The 19260-nt window shown below is 66.2% G+C and carries 16 protein-coding genes; 8 read left to right on the top strand and 8 right to left on the bottom strand.

Translation table 11 applies throughout. The features are described from left to right. Positions 1-3: 3 nt before the first annotated feature. Positions 4-3897 carry a S8 family serine peptidase gene (locus QNO00_RS14770; protein WP_284025041.1) on the bottom strand — a complete coding sequence of 1298 codons (3894 nt, stop codon included), beginning with the start codon at positions 3895-3897 and terminating at the stop codon, positions 4-6. 279 nt (positions 3898-4176) lie between these two features. Between QNO00_RS14770 and QNO00_RS14765 the strand changes: the two genes are divergently transcribed. Then, entirely contained in the window at positions 4177-5190 is a 1014-nt protein-coding gene (locus QNO00_RS14765) for a glycosyltransferase family 2 protein (protein WP_349643495.1), read from the top strand. Next, positions 5187-6701, top strand: a complete 1515-nt coding sequence (locus QNO00_RS14760) for a polysaccharide pyruvyl transferase family protein (RefSeq protein WP_284025040.1) — start codon at positions 5187-5189, stop codon at positions 6699-6701. Before QNO00_RS14765 ends, QNO00_RS14760 begins: the two co-directional genes overlap by 4 nt. 129 nt (positions 6702-6830) lie before the next feature. Here the strand turns inward: QNO00_RS14760 and thiD are convergent, their stop codons facing one another. The 3 genes from thiD to QNO00_RS14745 all read right to left on the bottom strand — a co-directional run bounded on the left by thiD (position 6831) and on the right by QNO00_RS14745 (position 8911). Continuing rightward, the gene (gene thiD, locus QNO00_RS14755) at positions 6831-7676 is read right to left on the bottom strand and encodes a bifunctional hydroxymethylpyrimidine kinase/phosphomethylpyrimidine kinase (RefSeq protein WP_229967863.1); all 846 of its coding nucleotides are present in this window, start codon (positions 7674-7676) and stop codon (positions 6831-6833) included. Positions 7677-7770: 94 nt separating this feature from the next. After that, the gene (locus QNO00_RS14750) at positions 7771-8235 is read right to left on the bottom strand and encodes a hypothetical protein (protein WP_284025039.1); all 465 of its coding nucleotides are present in this window, start codon (positions 8233-8235) and stop codon (positions 7771-7773) included. Beyond that, positions 8228-8911 (bottom strand): TetR/AcrR family transcriptional regulator, encoded by a 684-nt coding sequence (locus tag QNO00_RS14745; RefSeq protein WP_349643494.1) that lies wholly within the window; start codon positions 8909-8911, stop codon positions 8228-8230. Before QNO00_RS14745 ends, QNO00_RS14750 begins: the two co-directional genes overlap by 8 nt. Positions 8912-9121: 210 nt before the next feature. On the opposite strand from QNO00_RS14745, the gene QNO00_RS14740 reads away from it, so the two are divergent. Further along, positions 9122-9862 carry a queuosine precursor transporter gene (locus tag QNO00_RS14740; RefSeq protein WP_284025038.1) on the top strand — a complete coding sequence of 247 codons (741 nt, stop codon included), beginning with the start codon at positions 9122-9124 and terminating at the stop codon, positions 9860-9862. Here QNO00_RS14740 and tgt read toward each other — a convergent pair. After that, positions 9859-11133 (bottom strand): tRNA guanosine(34) transglycosylase Tgt, encoded by a 1275-nt coding sequence (gene tgt, locus QNO00_RS14735; RefSeq protein WP_284025037.1) that lies wholly within the window; start codon positions 11131-11133, stop codon positions 9859-9861. The two genes, QNO00_RS14740 and tgt, sit on opposite strands and share 4 nt — an antisense overlap. Before the next feature lie 187 nt (positions 11134-11320). Between tgt and QNO00_RS14730 the strand changes: the two genes are divergently transcribed. After that, positions 11321-12406 (top strand): FUSC family protein, encoded by a 1086-nt coding sequence (locus QNO00_RS14730; RefSeq protein ID WP_284025036.1) that lies wholly within the window; start codon positions 11321-11323, stop codon positions 12404-12406. On the opposite strand, the gene QNO00_RS14725 is transcribed toward QNO00_RS14730, so the two are convergent. Both QNO00_RS14725 and QNO00_RS14720 read right to left on the bottom strand, forming a co-directional pair. Continuing rightward, positions 12403-13275, bottom strand: a complete 873-nt coding sequence (locus tag QNO00_RS14725) for a DUF6707 family protein (protein ID WP_284025035.1) — start codon at positions 13273-13275, stop codon at positions 12403-12405. The genes QNO00_RS14730 and QNO00_RS14725 overlap by 4 nt on opposite strands. A 60-nt stretch (positions 13276-13335) precedes the next feature. Further along, the gene (locus QNO00_RS14720; protein WP_229967877.1) at positions 13336-13875 is read right to left on the bottom strand and encodes an NUDIX hydrolase family protein; all 540 of its coding nucleotides are present in this window, start codon (positions 13873-13875) and stop codon (positions 13336-13338) included. Between the two features lie 115 nt (positions 13876-13990). Between QNO00_RS14720 and QNO00_RS14715 the strand changes: the two genes are divergently transcribed. Further along, positions 13991-14695 carry a YdeI/OmpD-associated family protein gene (locus QNO00_RS14715; protein WP_284025034.1) on the top strand — a complete coding sequence of 235 codons (705 nt, stop codon included), beginning with the start codon at positions 13991-13993 and terminating at the stop codon, positions 14693-14695. Positions 14696-14809: 114 nt separating this feature from the next. Further along, positions 14810-15691 carry a class II glutamine amidotransferase gene (locus QNO00_RS14710; RefSeq protein ID WP_284025033.1) on the top strand — a complete coding sequence of 294 codons (882 nt, stop codon included), beginning with the start codon at positions 14810-14812 and terminating at the stop codon, positions 15689-15691. A gap of 64 nt (positions 15692-15755) precedes the next feature. Here QNO00_RS14710 and QNO00_RS14705 read toward each other — a convergent pair whose 3' ends face one another. Next, entirely contained in the window at positions 15756-16883 is a 1128-nt protein-coding gene (locus QNO00_RS14705) for a glycoside hydrolase family 76 protein (RefSeq protein ID WP_284025032.1), read from the bottom strand. A gap of 185 nt (positions 16884-17068) precedes the next feature. On the opposite strand from QNO00_RS14705, the gene QNO00_RS14700 reads away from it, so the two are divergent. Both QNO00_RS14700 and QNO00_RS14695 read left to right on the top strand, forming a co-directional pair. Beyond that, entirely contained in the window at positions 17069-17842 is a 774-nt protein-coding gene (locus tag QNO00_RS14700; RefSeq protein WP_284025031.1) for a 3-hydroxyacyl-CoA dehydrogenase, read from the top strand. A gap of 121 nt (positions 17843-17963) precedes the next feature. Continuing rightward, the gene (locus QNO00_RS14695) at positions 17964-19175 is read left to right on the top strand and encodes an acyl-CoA dehydrogenase family protein (RefSeq protein WP_284025030.1); all 1212 of its coding nucleotides are present in this window, start codon (positions 17964-17966) and stop codon (positions 19173-19175) included. Positions 19176-19260 lie beyond the last annotated feature (85 nt).

The following is a 19260-nucleotide window of genomic DNA, read 5'->3' as shown; positions in this document are numbered from 1 at the left end:
GAACTAGAAGGAATTGCAGCCGCCGTTGTCGTTGTTGTAGGTGTCCAGGCGGTGGATGAATGCAGCCATCGCTTCACGGGAGACATCTTCCAGCGGGTGGAAGCTGGAATCCGGGTAACCGGTGGAAACACCGGAGTCCTTCATCCAGGAGATCTCCCGGTGGAACTGATCGGCCGTCGGAACGTCGGTGAACGACGCAGCACCCGGTGCCGTGTAGCCCAGGGCATCCTCGACGGAGCACTGTTCGCCGGCGAACCGGTTCATGAAGGCAGCCATCGCATCGCGCTTCACCGGGGCAAGCGGGCGGAAGGTGCCGTCCGGGTAACCCTTGGAGATCCCTGTTGACGCGAGCCATGAGATTTCCTTGTAGAACTGGTTGTCCGGTGCGATGTCAGTGAAGGCGGAAACATCCGGTGCATCGTAGGCCGGGGAGCCGGCCAGACGGTACAGGAATGCCGCCATGGCGTCACGGTTGATGGAACCGGCGGGACGGTAGGTGCCGTCGTCGTAACCCGTGGTCAGGTCCTCGTCAGCCATCCAGTTGATGTCTGCTTCGAACATGGTGCCCGGAACGTCCGGGAAGCGCAGCGGGCCGAGTTCAACCTTGGCCACCTGGTCCTTGACGCCTTCGGCGTTGTGGTGGTGCAGGAACAGTGCCTTGCCTCCGGTGGTGGTGGCCTGACGGTTGACCGCCAGGGTTGCTGCGTCAGCCTCGATGAAGGTCGTGGCATTTTCGGTGCCCGCAGCTCCCTGGAACCACATGGCCGGCTGGGTGACGTTGAAGCCAATCCACTCGGTGGAATCGACAGGAACGGTCTGGCCGGTCTCATCAACATTGAAGTTGTTGTGTGTGGAAACCAGGTACTGGATCGGCGCGGACTTCGTGAGGTCCAGACCGAGGGCAGCGGCGGGGATGGGCAGGGTCACCACATTGGTATCGAAGTTGTTGGTATCAATGCTTCCGTCTGTGCCGTTCACCGGCAGGACACCCAAGGAGTTTCCGAGTGTTCCGTTGACAACCGGGTACATCACGAACACCGACTGGTCCACGCCGGATGCCGACGTCGTCGCGGCCAAGAAGTCCGTTGCACCGTCATTGTTGGTGTCGATTTCAACGGAGATTTGGCTGTTGGCGTTCAGCGAGGCCCAGTTTTCCCAGGTGCTCACGCCAACGTTGAATACCGCGGCGGCCGAGTCACCCTTCGCTGCAGCGAGTGCCGGAACGTTGGAGGAGGCTCCCACGGTCCGCAGATCCAGGGAGTACAGGGATTCGAGGGGCAGATCGCTTGCGCGTTCGCTCTCGGCACCGAGCACCAGCGGCGTCACTGCTGAAACATAGGCTTCGGTGCCTTCGCCCTGGTTCAGGGCACGGCCGCTGAAGGTGGTCAGCGCGGAGAGCGCGGACTCGTCAGCGAACGTGATCTTGGAGCTCGCCTTCATGTTGGAGGTGGGCTTCGGAGCGGAGTAGACCGGCACCCGGAGGGTGGCGGCATCGCTGGTCAGCTGCAGCCGGCCCGAGGCTTCTGCAATGTACTGGCGGACGTTGTTCTGACCTTGGGTCTTCTCCGCGGCGGGGTCGATCGTCTTGGCCAGCGCCGCGGGATCCGCGATGCTGAGCGTGACCGGGACGGTCGCCTTGCCGTTGGCCGGAACGGAAATCGGTCCGGTTGCGGTGGTGATGGTGACGCCGGGAACCTTCGTGGCGGCCAGGTACTCGGCCGTGAAGATCTGCTGGGAATCACCCTTGTTCTCCACGGTGACCGAGCGGGTGAGCTCGATCGGCTGGGTGCCGAGTTCCAGGACGCCGAAGTTCACCGACGTGAGTCGGGGGTTCTCGGAATCGTAGGCCAGGACCTGGGTCTCGAGGGCGTCCAGTGCATCGACGCGTCCCGAACCAACGCGGTTCGGGCCGTACACGACGCCGTCGGCCGTCAGCAGGTCGTGGGTGGCGGTGTTCATGATGATCGACTTGACCTCGTACGGGTTCAGGTCGGTCTCAGCAATCACCAGGGCGGCGATGCCGGCAACGTTCGGAGCCGCCATCGAGGTTCCGCTCTTGATGGAAGCGCCGGTGCCGGTGCCCACCTGGGCGGACTTGATCTGCGTGCCCGGAGCGGCGACGTCGGGCTTGATGACGCCGTTGGAGCCGTGGACGCCGCGCGAGGAGCTGGGATTCAGGGTGTCCAGTGCGCCGGATTCTCCGGTGACCGCACCCACCAAATCGGTGGCGAGCTGAATTTCGAGCGTGCCTGCCTCGGCTGCGGTGCGCAGTTCTTTGGAAGAGTTTGCGGTGAGCTGGATTCCGGGGATCAGCGCGTTGCCGCCAACACCGGCGTCAAAGCCATTGAGAGTGGAGTCGACGACGACGCCGGCGTAGCCGGCCTTGGCCGCGTTGTCCCAGCGGACCAGGGAACCGCATTCACGGCTGACGGAGTCGTCCCAGGAGAGCCAAACCCACTTGCCGGCGTTGTCGGCGGCGGCATCGAGCGGTGCGCACCCGTCGGAGTTGTCACCGTCCGGTCCCATGACAACAGTGCCGGTCAGCGCCTCGGCCGGTGCAGCGGCGTAGTTGAAGCTGGCCGTGTACTGGCCGGACGCCTCGCCTGCCGTGGGGGCCAGGACGTTCGCAGCGTCCAGGGTGGTCTGCGAACCGACGCTGTTGGCCACGGTCAGCGCTGTTTCGGCGCTGCCCGGCGAACCGCCGATGTCGTAGATGTCGCCGGAGTTTCCGGAGGAAACCACTGACAGGATGCCCTGCGCCGTCAGCGCGTTGACAATGTCGTTTTCCGGATCGTCGTAGGCCGGGAAGCTGGAGCCCAGGGACATGTTCACAACCTGGGCGCGGTCGCTGAAGTCGCCGTCGCCGTTCGGGTCCAGAACGTAGTCCAGAGCCTGGCCGACAACCTCGGAGGAACCATCACAGCCGAACACGCGGACACTGACGATCTTGGCTTCGGGGGCCGTTCCCGGGCCGATGCCCATCTTGTTGACGTCATCGGCGGTCAGGGCCGAGTAATCACCCGTGAAGGTGGTGCCGTCGGCGTTGGTGCCGTACCCGGCGGCCGTGCCGGCAACATGCGATCCGTGGCTCTGGCAGTCCAGCGGATTCGCGTCCGGCTTGGGGATCGGGTTGTACAGCTCCCCGGCGGTCGAATCCGCGTTGTAGGCGTCGCCCACAAGGTCCCAGCCGCCCGCGAACTTCTCCGGGTCGTAAAGACCCGAATCCGCGGCCGGCATCTCATCGGAGGCCTGCGCCTGGGCAAACGCCTCCAGGGTTCCGGGACCGCCGAAATCGGCGTGGGTGTAGTCCACGCCGGTGTCGAGGACGGCGATGGTGACGCCCTCTCCGGTCTGGTCCCGCTGAGTCCAGGAGTCCAGGGCCCGGACATCGATATCCCCGCCCTTGTTCTCGTGGGTCTTGGGGACGATGCCGGTGATTTTTGCAACGTCGCCCCGGGCGGCCAAGGCCCTGATGGCCTCAGCGTCTCCGTTGATGGCAACGCCCGGAACGGTGTTGGTGGTGGTGTAGATAATGCTGGATGAAGCCTGTGCTGCAACTTCCGCAGCCTGCGCCTCGATCGCGGAGCGGATCTCCTGGACCTGGGGAGCTCTGTTCTGCGGCGCAGCAAGTCCGTCACGAACTTCCTGCGGCTGCGTCTGCTCAAAGGCGCCCTTGCCGGTGAACTGGACGAACACTGAGACCGGGCCCTGCTTCTTCTTCAAGTCTGCCGAGACCTTGAGGTCCGGAGTTGCCCGGGCCAGTCCCTGCGCAGTTGGATCCCCCTGCGGATTCCCCTCCACGGCCGAAGCCGGGGTCCACATGCTGGAGACCAGAGCCAGGCCGGCAAGTGTTGCCAGTGCAGCCTTTCCTGATCTCCGATGGTTTGGATTGTTCATACTTCTCCTTATTAAAAGAGGATGCCGGAATCTGGGATCCGAGATCTTTTAATTTCGAATCCCACGGACCGAGACCAGGCAATGAGGTATCGAGTAATAGTGCATCTGGGTAGTTCCGCGATTTTTCGGTCAGAATTCAATCGGGGCGCTACCTGTACTTTTGTTCCTCCATAAACGGATGTCAACAGTAAAGGTCGCCCTTTTACGGGCCGGGCGTGTCGCCGTCCGCCGCCGGGCAAATCGGCGCCGCCTTCGGCTGCCGGTATCGTGTGAAGTGAAGTGGAGCCAAACCCCGGGAGCCAAGTGTCAGTGCAAGCACCATCGTCCGTAGCAGTCATTGTTCGAACCAAGGATCGGCCGCGGTTCTTGGAACGGGCGTTGAACGACATCTTCGCCCAGACTTACCGTCGGTTCCGGGTGGTTATCGTCAACGACGGGGGTCTGCCGGAATCGATTAAGGGTGTGGTTGGCCGCCTGCCGGAAACGGTCCGGGAACAGATCACAGTGGTGCACCATGAGCAGAGCAGGGGCATGGAAGCAGCCTCCAATGCCGGCATCCGGAGCTGTGACTCTGAGTACATAGCCATCCATGACGACGATGATCTTTGGCATCCCGAATTTCTGCAGCGGACGGTCAGCCATCTCGACAATTACTCCGATGCGGGGGTTGTCGTCCGGACGAATATACGCTACGAAGAAATTGTCGGTGATGAAATCCGGGAGACGGGTTCCGAGCCTTTCTGGGGCAATATGCAGCAGATATCGCTGGGGGAGATGCTGCAGATTAACCGGGCCGTCCCCATTTCCTTCCTCTACCGCCGTTCCCTTCATGAGGAACTGGGCTACTTCGACGAAAAACTTGACGTCTGCGGGGATTGGGAATTCAACATCCGGATACTGGCGCGCCACACGATCGGTTTCCTCGACGGACAACCGCTGGCGTTCTGGAGCCAGCGGCCCGCTGCCAGTGGTGCCGACGCCAACAGCATCTTCGACAAGGAAGAGGACCACCGGCGTTTCGATCGCCGCGTCCGGGACCAGTACCTGCGGAAGGACTTGGCCGCAGGCGGCATGGGAATGCTCCTGGAGGTCGGCCGCATGATGGACGACCAGGAACGGCTGCTGCTGGAAAACCGCAGGCAGCTGGACGCGATGCAGACGCACCTCAATGAGGCTCTCCGCCGGCTTGAGGACACGGTCACCCGCAGGACCAGTTTCAGCGGCATCCTGCGCCGGGGAGGCACCGCGACCGAGATGTTCCGGGGCGCCCTGCGCGGAAAGTCCCGCAAGTGAGCGCACGCATTGCCGTCCTTGCCGATCTCGGCCAAGACGTCTACCACGCCGGTGACGAAGCCATGGGCCATGCCGCAGCGGACGAGCTGCACAGCCGCGGCCTGCAGGTGCTTCTCCTCTCCCGCAACCTGGCACAGACCGAGCGGCTGTTCGGATTCCCGGCCGCCGCGACGCTGCCCTTCCCCTGGCCCCCCGCTGAGCGGGAGGCCCGCCTGCAGCGGATACGCGGGCACTTGTCGGGTGCATCCGAGTTGCCGGCTGGAGACCCGGCCCTCGCCCTGATCGGCGAACTGTCCAAGTGCGACGGCGTCCTGATTGCCGGCGGCGGCAACCTGAACTCGCGGTACGGCTGGCTGCTCTACGAGCGGGCGGCCGTCGTTGCGGTCGCGCGTGCCCTGGGAAAGCCGGTGGTTATTTCCGGCCAGACCCTCGGTCCGCAGCTGACGGCTGCAGACGCCGTCGTCCTGGCCGAGATGCTCGAGGCGGCGGACCTGAGCTCCATGCGGGAACCGGTCTCCACGCAGCTGGCCCGCAGCCTGGGCGCCACTCCGGTGGCGGGCCTGGACGACGCGTCGTTCCTGTCGGCGGAGAATCTGCCGGACAACCTGCCGGACAACCTGCCGGACAATCTGGCGGAGAACCTGCCGGAGCACGGGTACGTGGCCGTCACGGTTTCGCCGTTTTCGGGTGCCTCAGTCGACTTTTCTGAGCGAATTGCTTCGCAGCTTGATGCCCTGCACGGGCAGACCGGATTGCCGGCGGTGTTTATTCCGCACATGGGTATCGGCGCGGAGCATGGCTGGGACAGGGAATCGCATACCCGCATCGCCGAAGCCATGAGCACGCCGTCGCGGCAGCTGCCGGTCCTCACGGCCCGGCAGACGGCAACGGTCACCGCAGGCGCCGCGCTCGTCCTGACTTCGCGCTACCATCCTGCGGTGTTCGCGCTTTCGGCCGGGGTTCCGGTTCTCGGCCTGGCAGTGGACACCTACAGCGGAGTCCGGCTGGCGGGGGCAATGGGCAACTGGGGCTTGGCGGACTTCGTCCTGCCGCTTCCCGCACTGGAAGACGGGCTGCTGGGTCCGGCGCTCACGGAAACCTGGCAGCGCCGCACTGAAATCTCCAGCCACCTGGCAGCGGCCCGGCCGTCCCGCGAAGCCTCGGCTCGGTTGTGGTGGGACGCGGCCGCCGCGGTTTTCGCGGCGCAGTCGTCCGCCGGCTCCGATCTGCCGCCGGCATCCCGTTCCGCAGCCGACCTGCCGCCCGCGCAGCGGTTCCATGCCGGTGGTCCGTGGCTGGCCTCAGCCGAAAAAGCCGCAACCGGATTTTACGCGGGGTCGCGTTTGGCAGGGCAGGCCGGCGTGGAGGAGGACCGGCTCCGGTCCTACCTGGAGCGGCAGGGCCGGGAGCTCGAGGCTCTGCAGACCGAACATCAGCGGCTCCTGTCCTCGAAGACGGTCAGGAGTGCGCTCTCCCTGCACCGGGGCTGCGCGAAACTGCTTCACCGCTAAACCTCCACCGCTAAACCTCCACCGCTAAACTCCTGCGCCAGAACCTCCACCGCTAAACCTCCGCGAGGCGAACCCGCCGGGCACAAGCCTGCCGGGTTCGCCGCGAAGAGCGCCTAGAGCGAAGAGCGCTTAGAGGGCAGGTCCGCTGCCCGCGTTGCCCTGCCACAGGGCATCAAACGGGGTGTGCGAGGAGACCCGGTTGCGGATGCCCTCGGTCACGAAGGCCTTGGCCGTCTTGGCGGCTTCCAGCGGAGTGGCGCCCTTGGCGAGCTCGGCGGTGATCGCCGCGGCAAGGGTGCAGCCGGCGCCGCTGACGGCGACGTCGCCCACCTTCGGTGCGCGGAGCACCTCCATGGTCTCGCCGTCGAAGAAAACATCGACGGCGTCATCGCCGGCCAACCGCACTCCGCCCTTGGCGAGAACGACAGCGCCGGAGGCTTCGTGGATCCGGCGCGCCGCTTCCTGCAGGTCCTCCACGCTTTCGATGGCGTCCATGCCGGACAGGGACATCGACTCGAAGTGGTTGGGGGTGACGAAGGTTGCCAGCGGCAGGATCTGTGCCTTGAGGGCCCGGTCGGTGTCGAGAGCGGCGCCCGGCTCCTGGCCCTTGCAGATCAGGACCGGGTCCAGGACGAGGTTGGTCCACTCCTGGCTCTGGAGGGCCTTGGCGACGGTGTCGATGGTGGCCGGCGTTCCCAGCATGCCGATCTTGACGGTCGTCAGGTCGTAGGCGGACTGGATGGCTTCGAGCTGGTCGCTGATGACCTGGGCCTCAACGGGCACAAAGCGGTGGTTCCAGTTGTCCTGCGGATCGAACGAGACGATGCAGGTCAGGGCGGCGATCCCGTAGGTTCCAAGCTCCTGGAACGTTTTCAGGTCAGCCTGTGCGCCGGCACCGCCGGTGGCTTCGGAGCCGGCAATGGTCAGGGTGATGGCCGGAGCAGCGGTCCCGGCGGAGTGTGTGTTAGCAGACATGACTCCATCTTCCACCCAAAACGTTCAACGGTGCCAGCGGCGCTCTGTTGCCGCGTTTCCCGGAAAGTGCGGGTGCGGATGGACCGGGGGCCGGTCACGGACGGGCGCGGGAAAAACGCCAGATCGCGGCCCGGCCTGCGGCCATCGAGAGGCCGAGGGCCGCACCCATCAGCAGCGGCACCAAAACCGCATGCACGCTCAGCCCGATGATCAGCCAGGCGAGCACGGTGGGCACGAAGAAAAACGCCAGGATGTGAAGGCCCTGGTTGAGGACCCGGCGCAGCGACCAGGCCAGGACAACGGCCACGGGAAGAGCGGTGAAAAGCCCCAGTCCGGCGGCGTAAAACGCGGCGACGACGACGGTCCAGACATAGCCCCAAAAATCCCGCGCCGTTCCCCAGCCCACCGCGGCGGTGGCGATGGATGCCAGCACAAGGCAGGCAACGACATAGCCGAGCGCCGCAGCCAACGGCCCCGGAAACACCCGCGGCTCGGGGTGCGGGGAGTCGGTGGGGGCCAGCAGCGGAGGTGGTGCGACGTCGTCGGCGCTGTCAGTCATCGCGTCTGGCTCCCTGAAATAGGCGGACTACATCCTCCACGATATTGCGGACCACGGGAAGGCGGGAGAGGACGACGAGCTTTGCGGCCAGCGGGGCGACATTGTGCGCGAGCCGGCGGGAGCGCCGCTGTCCGGGCGAGCGGTCATAAATCCAGAACAGCGTCACGCCCATGTGCACCAGCCACAGGAGTTCGGGCAGGTCATCCCGGATGGCCAGCGGCGGCTGCGGCCGCGAGGCCGTGACCGCCTGCCGGAACAGGGCGACCGATTTCGCGCGGCCGATGCCGGCGTCCGCGGAGCCCCGGCGGCCGTGGGGTTCGAGGGCCGACGACGGCGGCAAGGCGGTCCGCAGAAAATGGGCGCCAAAGTCGTGGTACGGAGCCATAATGTCCAAATTGGCCAGCAGAATGAGCCGCAGATGCTCGCCCAGGTTGTGCCCTTCGCGCAGCAGCGGCAGGGCCCGGCTGCGGTGTTCATCCTGAAGGAAGCGGTACAGTTCCGCCACGAGCTCGTCCTTGGACCGGAAGTAGTAGTAGGCGTTGCCTACCGAGACGTCAGCTGCCTCGGCGATGCTGCGCATGGTGGTCTTGGCGTAACCCTGGGTGCGAAAAAGCAGCAGCGCCGAATCGATCAGTAACCGCCGGGTTTGTTCGCTCTTGACCGTCGCGGCCATCATCGATCCCTGTTTCTTCAGATGTCAGCCCGCAGTGGCCGGCCCGCCCGCCAGTACACCACGTTTTTGAACACGTTCAAAAATGTGCGGAGCAGAGTGCCGAGCAGAACGTGGCAGAATTGACGACGGCCCCCACGGGCAGCCCGGTGCAGCGGGCACAGTGCTAATACAGCCGGAGAAGGCTCCGGCGAACCACTACGAAACGGACCCATCATGCACACCCCGACCGGCATCGCTCCGGCATCCGCTCCGTCCTTTGCGGCCCGCGGCAGCTCCCATTACGACATCATTTTGACGCTCATGTGCGTGGTGATCGTCATTTCCAATATCGGGGCCACCAAGGGCGTGGTGCTGGGGCCGATCTTCGGCGACTTCAGCATCGTGACCGACGGCGGCTTCTTCCTCTTTCCCCTGGCCTACATCCTCGGTGACGTCATCAGCGAGGTGTACGGCTTCAAGGCAGCGCGGCGCGCCATCTTCACGGGTTTCGCGGTGGCCGCCGTCGCGGCGATCAGCTTTGCCGTCATCATTGCGCTGCCCGGCTTCGACGACGAGTACGGGCAAGCCAAACAGGCGGCCCTGGAACTGGCGCTGGGTCCGGTCTGGCAGATCGTCGCGGCCAGCCTGCTCGGCTTCCTTGCCGGCCAGACCCTCAACTCCTGGGTCCTGGTCAAGATGAAGGAACGGTTCCGGGAACGGGCACTGATTGGCCGGCTGATGGCCTCCACCGGCGTGGGCGAGTTCGCCGACACGCTGATTTTCTGTGCCGTGGCCGCGCCGGTCATCGGAATAACCGACGCAGCCGGCTTCATCAACTACGTCTTGTTCGGCTTCGTGTACAAGACACTCATCGAGTTCCTCTTCGTGCCGGTCACGGCAGTCGTCATCAAGGCCATCAAAAAGCGCGAACCGAGCTATGCGGCGATTTACGCCGCCGCGCCGCCTGCCGGCTAGATCTTGGTGCTGTAGTACTTCCCGAGGGTGTCGGCCTTGAAATCGAAGAAGGAGCCGTCCTCGATGGCCAGCCGGGCGTCGTCGACCAGTTTCACCGTAAAGCGCTCGTTGTGGATCGACACCAGAGTGGACGCCACCATTTCCTTGGCCCGGAACAGGTGGTGGATGTACGCCTTGGTGTAGTGCGCGCAGGCATAGCAGTCGCAGCCCTCCACCAGCGGTGTGAAGTCCTTCTTGAAGCGGGCGTTGGACAGGTTGAACCGTCCGTGCGGGGTGTAGAACGCCGAGGTCCGGGCCACCCGGGTGGGGGAGACACAGTCGAAGGTGTCGGCCCCGTTTTCGATCGCGGTGAAGATGTCGTCCGGTTCCGAGATGCCCAGCAGGTGGCGGGGCTTGTCCTCGGGCAGCTCCTCCGTGCACCAGCGCACGATGGTGCCGAGGTTTTCCTTCTCCAGGGCGCCGCCGATGCCGAACCCGTCAAAGTCCATCGCCCCCAAATCGCGGGAGGCCTTCCGGCGCAGGTCCTCGTACTGGGCGCCCTGCAGCACCCCGAACAGTGCCTGGTACGGCTTGCCGACCCGTTCTTCGGTGAGCCTGCGGTGCTCGTCGATGCAGCGCTGCGCCCACAGGCGCGTCCGCTCCAGGGACATCTCCTGATAGGCGCGCGAGTTCATCAGGGTGGTCAGCTCATCGAAGGCGAACATGATGTCAGCGCCGATCTGGTGCTGGACCTGCATGGAGACCTCGGGGGTGAAGCGGTGCTTGTCGCCGTTGAGGTGGGACTTGAACCACACGCCGTCGTCGTCAATGTGCGCGAGGCGCTCCTTGCCCGGCGCCACGGCGTCGTCCGCACCGGTGGCGTGGGTGGTGCCGTCGGCGTTCATGTTGATGACCTTCTTGAAGCCGGCGCCCAGGCTCATGACCTGGAAGCCGCCGGAATCGGTGAAGGTGGGTCCGGACCAGTTCATGAACTTGCCCAGCCCGCCGGCGGCGTCCAGGACGTCGGGGCCCGGCTGCAGGTACAGGTGGTACGCGTTGGCGAGCAGCGCCTGCGCGCCCAGATCCGCCATCGACTCGGGCAGCACGGCCTTGACCGTCGCCTTGGTTCCTACGGCGATGAACGCCGGTGTGGCGATTTCCCCGTGCGGTGTGGTGATGGTGCCGGTGCGGCCCTGGAATTCACCGCCGTTGGCCTGCGTCTGCTCAGCGGAAGGGGCAGTGGTTTCGCGCAGGCGCTTACCGAGGGCGAAGGAAAATGTTGAGGAGGACACCCCTCCATTTTGCCTTACCGGCCGCCGCGGGTGGTGCGCTGCCCGGCAGTGGCCGGAACGACGCCGGACGCTGGGACGCGCGCCACGTTTTTCCGGACGCGGTTAGCCGCGGGAGTACGGTGGAAGGTGCGGTTTCGGCCGCCCCCACCCACCCAGCCTCGAAGGCATGTGAAAGGCTGAGCCTCCCGTGAGTCACCTGCGCGACATGTTCCGGATCGCCCCCGCGAACAACGACCACCAAGTGGCGGTGCGCTGCGGGCTCGGCGTGGGCCTGCCCCTGCTCCTGCTGCTGGGCCTCGGCCGGATTGACCTGGCGATTTTCGCCACCTTTGGCGCCTTCACGGGAATCTACGGGCGGAACGAACCGCACCGCCAGCGTTTCGGCCACCAGCTGCGCGCCGCGGCCCTGATGCTGGCAGTGATCACTGCAGGCGCCCTGACCTCCCGGCTGGATCCCGGCCCGTGGGAGATCGTCCTGGGAACCACTGCCGTGGCCGGGCTGGGAACCCTGGCCACCGGCTTCTGGCGGCTTCGTCCGGCGGGGTCGCTGTTCCACATTTTTGCCTATGCTGCGATCTCCTCCGTTCCGGGCCAGCCGCCGCTGTGGCAGGCGTTGCTGGCCGCTGGCGCAACGGTGGCCTTCTCGCTTCTGCTGGGGCTCTCCGGCTGGCTCCGGCCTGCGTACCGCACGCCCTGGGTGAAGCCGAACCGGCCGCGTTTCACCTGGCTCCAGCGCCGGGCCATCTACGCCGACGCCGGGCAGTACGCCGTTGTCGCCGCCGTTGCCGGCTCGATCGCCACGGCCATGGGCATCGGCCACAACTACTGGGCCATGGTCGCGGCCACCGTGCCGTTGGTGGGGCTGACGGTGCGCAACCGCATGTACCGCGGGCTGCACCGGATCCTGGGCACCTTCGCCGGTCTGCTGTTGACCGCGCTGATCCTGCTGCCGGGGCTTGAACCCTGGCAGATGGTGGTGGTCATCGCGCTGCTGCAGTTCGGCGCGGAATTGCTCGTTGCCCGCCAGTACGCCCTGGCGCAGGTGGTCATCACTCCGCTGGCGCTGGTCAGCACCGAACTGGCGCACCCGAGCAACGCGGTGCTGCTGATTCAGGACCGCGCCGTGGAAACAGTCATCGGGGCAGCCGTGGGCATGGCCATGGTGCTGGTCATCCACGTGCACAACCGGCGTCTCGGCCGGCGCCGACTGGCGGCAGCCCGGTCCGTTGCCGCGCCGGCCGGGGTCCGGGACCCCGGCGCCCGGCGTTCCTAAAGATCCAGGTTCAGGCCCCGCACGGCGATCAGTTCGTTGCGGATCCGCCGTTCCAGCTCGCTTTCCGAAAGCGTCTGGGATCCGCCGTGCGCCCGCAGGTACAGCAGGGCATCGAGCCGCAGCACGCGCCAGTCGCGTTCGCTGTGCCCGTCACCGGCCTCCGCCGAACGGTGGATTTCGCGGTCGTACAGGTTGGGTTCATTCAACTGGCGCTGCAGCAGCTCCGCTGCGAGCTTGGCCTTCAGCGGATCACTCTCAGCGGCGTCGCCGGCCCGGACAGCCTGCGCATAGGCTGCGGAGGTTTCGGCGTCTCCGGCCTCGTGCGTGATGTGGGCGGCCAGCGCCAGCGCGTTCTGAATCCAGTTCCACCGGCCGAAGTTTCCGTCGAACGGAAGTCCGGTGATGATGTTGCAGACCTGCAGGGCATTTTCGGAGTCATCCAGGTCCACGTACAGCGTGTGCGCCAGATCCCGGACATCCCGCAGGTTGCTTCCGGACTTCACGTTCAGGCCGCGGCCCAGCCGGGCGGCCAGTTCCTGGACGTGGTGGTCCTCCGGATGCGCCGCAGCTGCGCCGCTGACGACGGCGGCATAGTTCTCCTCGTCCGCCGGCACCACGCGCACGGCATCGGCCGGGGACCCCGAGGGGGCAGGAGCCCGGACCCGCACGGAGGATCCGTGGGCAAGGCGGAGTTTCATTCCGTCCTCGAGGACGAGCTGGACGAGCGCGGGTGCGCCGAAGTCGTCGTTCTCCACCGAGCTGTCCCGGACCGGAGCCAGCGAGGTGCTTTCATGCACCGGGATTTGTCCGGGCGCAAGCAGCTCGGCATTGACCCGGAATGTGTAAGATTCCGGTTGGCTCTCGGTCATGGCAGGTTCCTTCGCGTCGGGCAATCGGCCCCCAGTATATAAAGAAGCGGTAACGCGCGCTCAGCGTCCCCAGCTGGCCGAGGCCAGGGCCTGCCGCAGCAGGTCCCCGCGGCCGCCGGCAAATTCGGCGTAGATCTCCGGACTCAGAGCCTCTTCGGGCGTCAGCCAGGACAGCTCCAGGGCGTCCTGGCGGGGTTCGCATTCACCCGTGACGGGAATGAGGTAGGCCAGTGCGACGGCGTGCTGGCGCTCATCGGTCAGCCCGGACTGCGAGGGCGAGGGGAAATACTCGGCCACGGCAAACGGCGTCAGGGCCGGCGGCAGCTGGGGGAAGGCCATCGGCCCCAGATCCTTTTCGAGGTGCCGCAGCAGGGCCGCGCGGATGGTTTCCCGGTACATGACACGGCCCGAAACAAAGGTCCTGACCATCTTGCCCTCGTCGGTCGCCTGCAGAAGCAGGCCGACCTCGGTGACGTAGCCCAGGGGATCGCAGCGGACCGGCACGGCCTCCACATAGACCATGGGAAGACGCTGCCTCGCCTCATACAGGTCTTCTTCGGAAAGCCAGCCGGGATAAGGATCAGGGGTACGAACACTCATAGCAGTGTTCTATCGCAATCCGGCGGGGGCACTGAGCCGACGCGCGGCGCTTTGGCCCTCGGCTGAACTGGCGGACCCTTTCAGCAGTGCGTGCCTCGGGCTTAACCTCGTGCACATGAGCAGCTCGCAGAAGGAGCCGACGGCGTCCGGCCCGGCGGCCAAGCAGGCCAAGCAGGCCAAGCAGCCGACGCCGCCCCGGCAGGCCAAGCAACCGACGCAGCCCAAGCAGCCCAAGGCACCGCTGCCCGAGCTGCTGCTGCCGCACGCCGAAGCGTGGCGCAGCTGGCTGGAGACCCACCATGCGGACTCCCCGGGGGTGCAGCTGGTCCTGGGTCGCAAGGGCGGAAGCCTCACCGCGCTGTCCTATGACGGAGCCCTGCAGGAGGCCCTGTGCTTCGGCTGGATAGACGGGCAGGCCAATCGGCGCGACGAGGAAAGCTACTTCCAGCGGTTCACCCCGCGGCGGCCGCGCAGCATCTGGAGCCGGCGAAATGTCGGATTCGTGGAACGGCTGGAAGAAGCAGGCAAGATGCACCCGGCCGGCCGTGCCGCCGTCGAGCAGGCGAAAGCCAACGGGCGGTGGGAGACGGCCTACGCAGGATCGGCTGCCGCTGAGGTTCCCGAGGACCTGCTGGCCGCGATCGCCGAGGTGCCCGCGGCGCAGGCCATGTATGAGGTCCTGACTTCCCAAAACCGGTATGCCCTGTTCTTTCGGATGAACGCAGTCAAAACCCCTGCCACCCGGGAGCGCAAAATCGCGTCACTGGTCCGGATGCTGGCGGAGGGCAAATCCCCTTATCCGCAGCGCAGGGCTCCCTGACAGGCCGGCCCTTGCCTTTGCCTGAGCGCCGCGGGAGGCTGGAACGATCACGCACGGTCAGAGGGAAATACCGCGGCGGGACCGTCTTGCAGCGGCGAATCCAGGAGGATCACCATGTGTCGGCTCTTCGCTATGCACGCCGGGGCAGATCCGGTCAAAGCCACCTTCTGGCTCCTGACCGCGCCGGACAGCCTGGCCCAGCAGAGCCGGCGGGAAGCTGACGGCTTCGGTATCGGAGCCTATGACCGCGAGGGCCGGCCGGTGGTGGAAAAGGCTCCGATCGCGGCCTATGAGGACAAGCAATTCGCCGCCGAAGCCCGGGACCTGGAGAGCATCACGTTCCTCGCGCACGTACGCTATGCCAGCACCGGCGGTGAGCTGAAGGTAAACACCCATCCGTTTGAACAGGACAACCGCCTGCTGGCCCACAACGGAGTGGTCGAGGACCTGGACCGGCTCGACGTCCGGCTGCGGCAACTGGGCGTGATGGATCTGGTGAAAGGCGAAACGGACAGTGAGCGGGTGTTTGCGCTGATCACGGCCGAGGCGCGCAGTAACGGGGGCGACGTCGATGCCGCCATCGCCTCGGCCCTGAGCTGGGTTGCCGAGAACCTGCGGTTGTTCGCGCTGAACATCATTGTGACCACCGCGGCGGACCTTTGGGCGGTGCGCTACCCGGACACCCACCCCCTTTACGTGCTGGAGCTTTCCGCTGACGACCCGCACAGCGGCATGACAACCCAGCGGATCAGCGTCCGGAGCCAGGAGCTGAGCGACAAGCAGCGCCCTGCCGTGCTGCTGGCCACCGAAAAAATGGACGACAACCCCAACTGGCGATTAATGAACTCCGGGGAACTCCTCCACATCAAGCCTTCGCTGCAGATCGAGACCAGCTATCCGCTGCCGCCGTCTCCGCGCCACCGGCTGACACTCGCCGATCTCAACGACCGGGCCGCAGCGTCGCAGCGTCCCCTGAAAGTCGGCAGCGTCCCTTGAAAGTCGGCCGGGTCCCCGGGGCGGGTGGGCTGAGCTGGGCTGGGCTGAGCGCCCCGCGGCGCGCTCAGCTGAGCCCGCGCCGGACCCGGGCTGCCGCTTCCAGGATCATCCAGGCCGAAAGCTGGGTGGAAAGGCCGACGCCGGTTCCGGCCGGATAATGCCGGTCCGCCGGTTCCAGCGGATGCGGGGAGAAAACCGTCCGCTGCCCCCGCTTGGTCCGTCCCGCCCAGAGTGCCTGCGCCGTTGCGGTGACCAGTTCAGCGGCCTGCTCCCTCCGGTCCTCGGGAAGGGTTGGCGAGAGCGCTGCCAGAGCCAGGTAACGGCAGAGAATTCCGGTGAACAGGCCGGCGTCTCCCGTGCCGTGCGTGATCAGCACGGCGGTGCCCGCATGGCTCAGCTCATTGCTGATGGCTCCGACCAGTTCTGCGGCGCGGGAGAGGTTTGCCGGACCGCCAAGCTCCAGCAGCGCACCGAGGACCGGGCCCTGGTTGTAGGTGTAGACGGCCCGTTCCACAGCGGTCTCCCCGGAGCTGCCGTCCGCTGCCTTGACGCCGTCGAGGTACAGGCCGGTGCCGGGATCGATCAGAACGGTGTTGAGCCAGTCGATCAGCGACTGGGCGCGCTCGCGTTCACCGCTTCGCGCGAAATGCAGCGCCGCCGGGGCCGTTGCCGGAGTGTTTTTGAAGGTGCGTCGCCGGTTCCAGTACAGTCCGCCGCCAAAGTCCAGGGTGTGGGCTGACCGCAGGGCGTCACCGAGTGCTGCCAGCATCCGCGGGTGCTGGCGCCCGTGCGCCGCTGCGGCACCGCCGTCGTCGTCCTGATTCCGCTCGGGTCGGACGGGCACGAGCGTATCCAACCGGTGGACGGCCAGCGCCAGCCAGGCCATGTCGTCGAAGTACCAGTTGGTGGCCCGCAGCCCGTTCCGGAGCCGGATGGTGCGCACCAGCACATGGGCCTGCCGGGCCGCGCCGGGAGCTCCGCGCAGGGCGGCATCGACCAGCGCATCCACGTAGTGCGCCTGCCACCAGTAGTGCCAGGGGCCGGGCAGCACGCGCCGGGGCCTGGGGTTGTCGACGGATGCCAGCGTGGTGCCCGGGAGGCGGAGCAGGGGACGGGCGTAGGCAGCCGTGACGGAAGCGGCGGCGGCGTCTGCGCGGGCCTGGATTTCGTGCAGTGGTTCCTCGGGAAGCATGCGCACCACCCTAGACCTGTCGGTGCCGCCGTTACAGCCGAGGGGTCAAGCCCGGAGCGGAAGCGGTGCCGGAGGGCCGGTGTTCAACCGGCACCGCCGCCCGGCTGAAGATGCGTTGTGTGGCGGATCACAGTAGGCTCAATGTGCCGCCGCAGGGGCGGGCAGTAACTTTCGCAGGAGAACGCATGGACATTTCTGGCGCATCGGCACTCGTTACCGGAGGTGCCTCCGGGCTGGGGCGGGCCACGGCCCGCAGGCTGTACGACGCCGGAGCGTCAGTAATCCTGGTCGACCTTCCGTCCTCCGGCGGGCTGGCTTACGCCGCCGAGCTGGGCGATAACGCCCGTTTTGTTCCCGGCGACGTCACCGACGCCGGCCAGATGGCGGCGGCAGTGGAAACTGCCATGAATGCCGGTCCGCTGCGCGTGGCCGTGAACTGTGCGGGCATCGCCACTCCGGGCAAGGTGCTGGGCCGCAACGGTGTGCTGCCGCTGGACGATTTTGCCCGCGTCATCCAGGTGAACCTGATCGGCACGTTCAACGTGTGCCGGCTTGCGGCGCAGGCCATGGCCGAGACGGATCCGGTGGAAACGGGCGGCACTCCGGAGCGCGGGGTCATCATCAACACTGCCTCGGTTGCTGCTTTCGACGGACAGATTGGGCAGCCGGCGTACGCCGCGTCCAAGGGCGGTGTGGCGGCCATGACGCTGCCGCTGGCACGGGAACTGGCCAGACACCTGATCCGAGTGGTCACGATCGCCCCCGGAATCTTCGAGACCCCCATGATGGCGGGCCTGCCGCAGGAGGCCCAGGACTCGCTGGGCAGCCAGGTGCCGCATCCCTCCCGGCTGGGCCGGCCTGATGAATACGCGGCCCTGGCAGCGCACATCATCGAGAACCAGATGCTCAACGGCGAAACAATCCGGCTGGACGGCGCCATTCGGATGGGACCGCGCTGAGTTGGCTCTTGATTCTTCCGCTCCGTCCACTTTTCCACGTCCTCCCGTTCCTTCCGGCTCCTCCGCAGCCTCCGAGGCCCTGCGGGCTTCGGCGCTTCCTGCCGCCCCTTCCGGTTCCTCCGTGGCCCCGCCCGTTTCAGCGCTTCCGAACGCCGATTTTTATGCCTTCGAAGATCTGCTGAGCGCCCGGGAACAGGAGAAACTCGCCGAACTGCGGGCGTTCCTCGCCGCGGAGGTCGCCCCGCATGCTGCCCAATGGTGGCAGGACGCCCGGTTTCCGACCGAGCTGCTGCCCAAACTCGCGGCGCTGGAGCTCTCGACTCCCGTGCAGCAGGGCTACAGCCCACTGTTTACCGGGCTGGTGATCGCTGAAATGACCCGGACGGACACCTCCATTGCAACGTTCTTCATGGTCCACCACGACCTCTTTGTGGAGGCCCTGCATGCCTTCGGCTCCCAGGACCAGAAGGACCGCCTGCTGGCCGACGCGCTGGCGCTGCGGATCACCGGAGCCTTCGCCTTGACCGAGCCGGACCACGGTTCCGACGTCGCCGGAGGCATGGAGACCACCGCCGTCCGGGACGGGAATTCCTGGATTCTCAACGGCAGCAAACGCTGGATTGGCAACGGCACCTTCTGCGACTACATGCTGCTGTGGGCCCGCGAACCGGAGACCGGAAAGATCCGCGGGTTCCTGCTGGATGCCTCGCTGCCCGGTGTGCACCGCAGCAGAATCGAAAACAAGACGGCCCTTCGCACCGTGCAGAATGCCGACATCACGCTGACCGGCGTCCGTGTCCGCGAAGCCGACCGGCTGGCCGGCATCGACAGCTTCGAGGACATCAAGCACCTGCTGCGCGGGTCCCGCATCATGGTGGGCTGGCAGGCGGTGGGCACCCAGCTGGCCGCCGTCGATATTGCCCGGGCCTATGCCGTGGAGCGGCACCAATTCGGGCGGCCGCTGGCGTCGTTCCAGCTCGTCACCGAGCAGTTGGTGCGGATGCTCGGCAACACTGTGGCGAGCACCGGCATGCTCGCCCGCGTCGCCGAACTGGAACGCGGCGGCTACCCTTCGGCGGGCAACCGGACCGCCGCCAGGAGCGAATCCGACGGCATGGCGCAGGCGGCGCTGGCCAAGTCCTATGCCAGCCGCAAGATGCGCGAAACCGTGGCGCTGGGCCGCAGCATCCTGGGCGGCAACGGAATCGTGACCGACTACCGCATGGCCAAAGTCTTCGCCGATGCCGAAGCCATTTATACGTACGAGGGCTCGTACGAGATCAATTCCCTCATTGTGGGCCGCGACATCACCGGGATCTCGGCGCTGCGCTGACCCGCTGACTCCGGAGGCCCCGGGCACCCGGAGGTCCGCAGACCCCGCTGCACTGGGAAATCCGGGCACCGGGGTCACCGGCGGG

Source organism: Arthrobacter sp. zg-Y1219, from assembly GCF_030125545.1.
Classification (GTDB): Bacteria; Actinomycetota; Actinomycetes; order Actinomycetales; family Micrococcaceae; genus Arthrobacter_B.
Note: the sequence above shows the minus strand (reverse complement) of the source record. Positions and strands in the feature narration are given on the sequence as shown.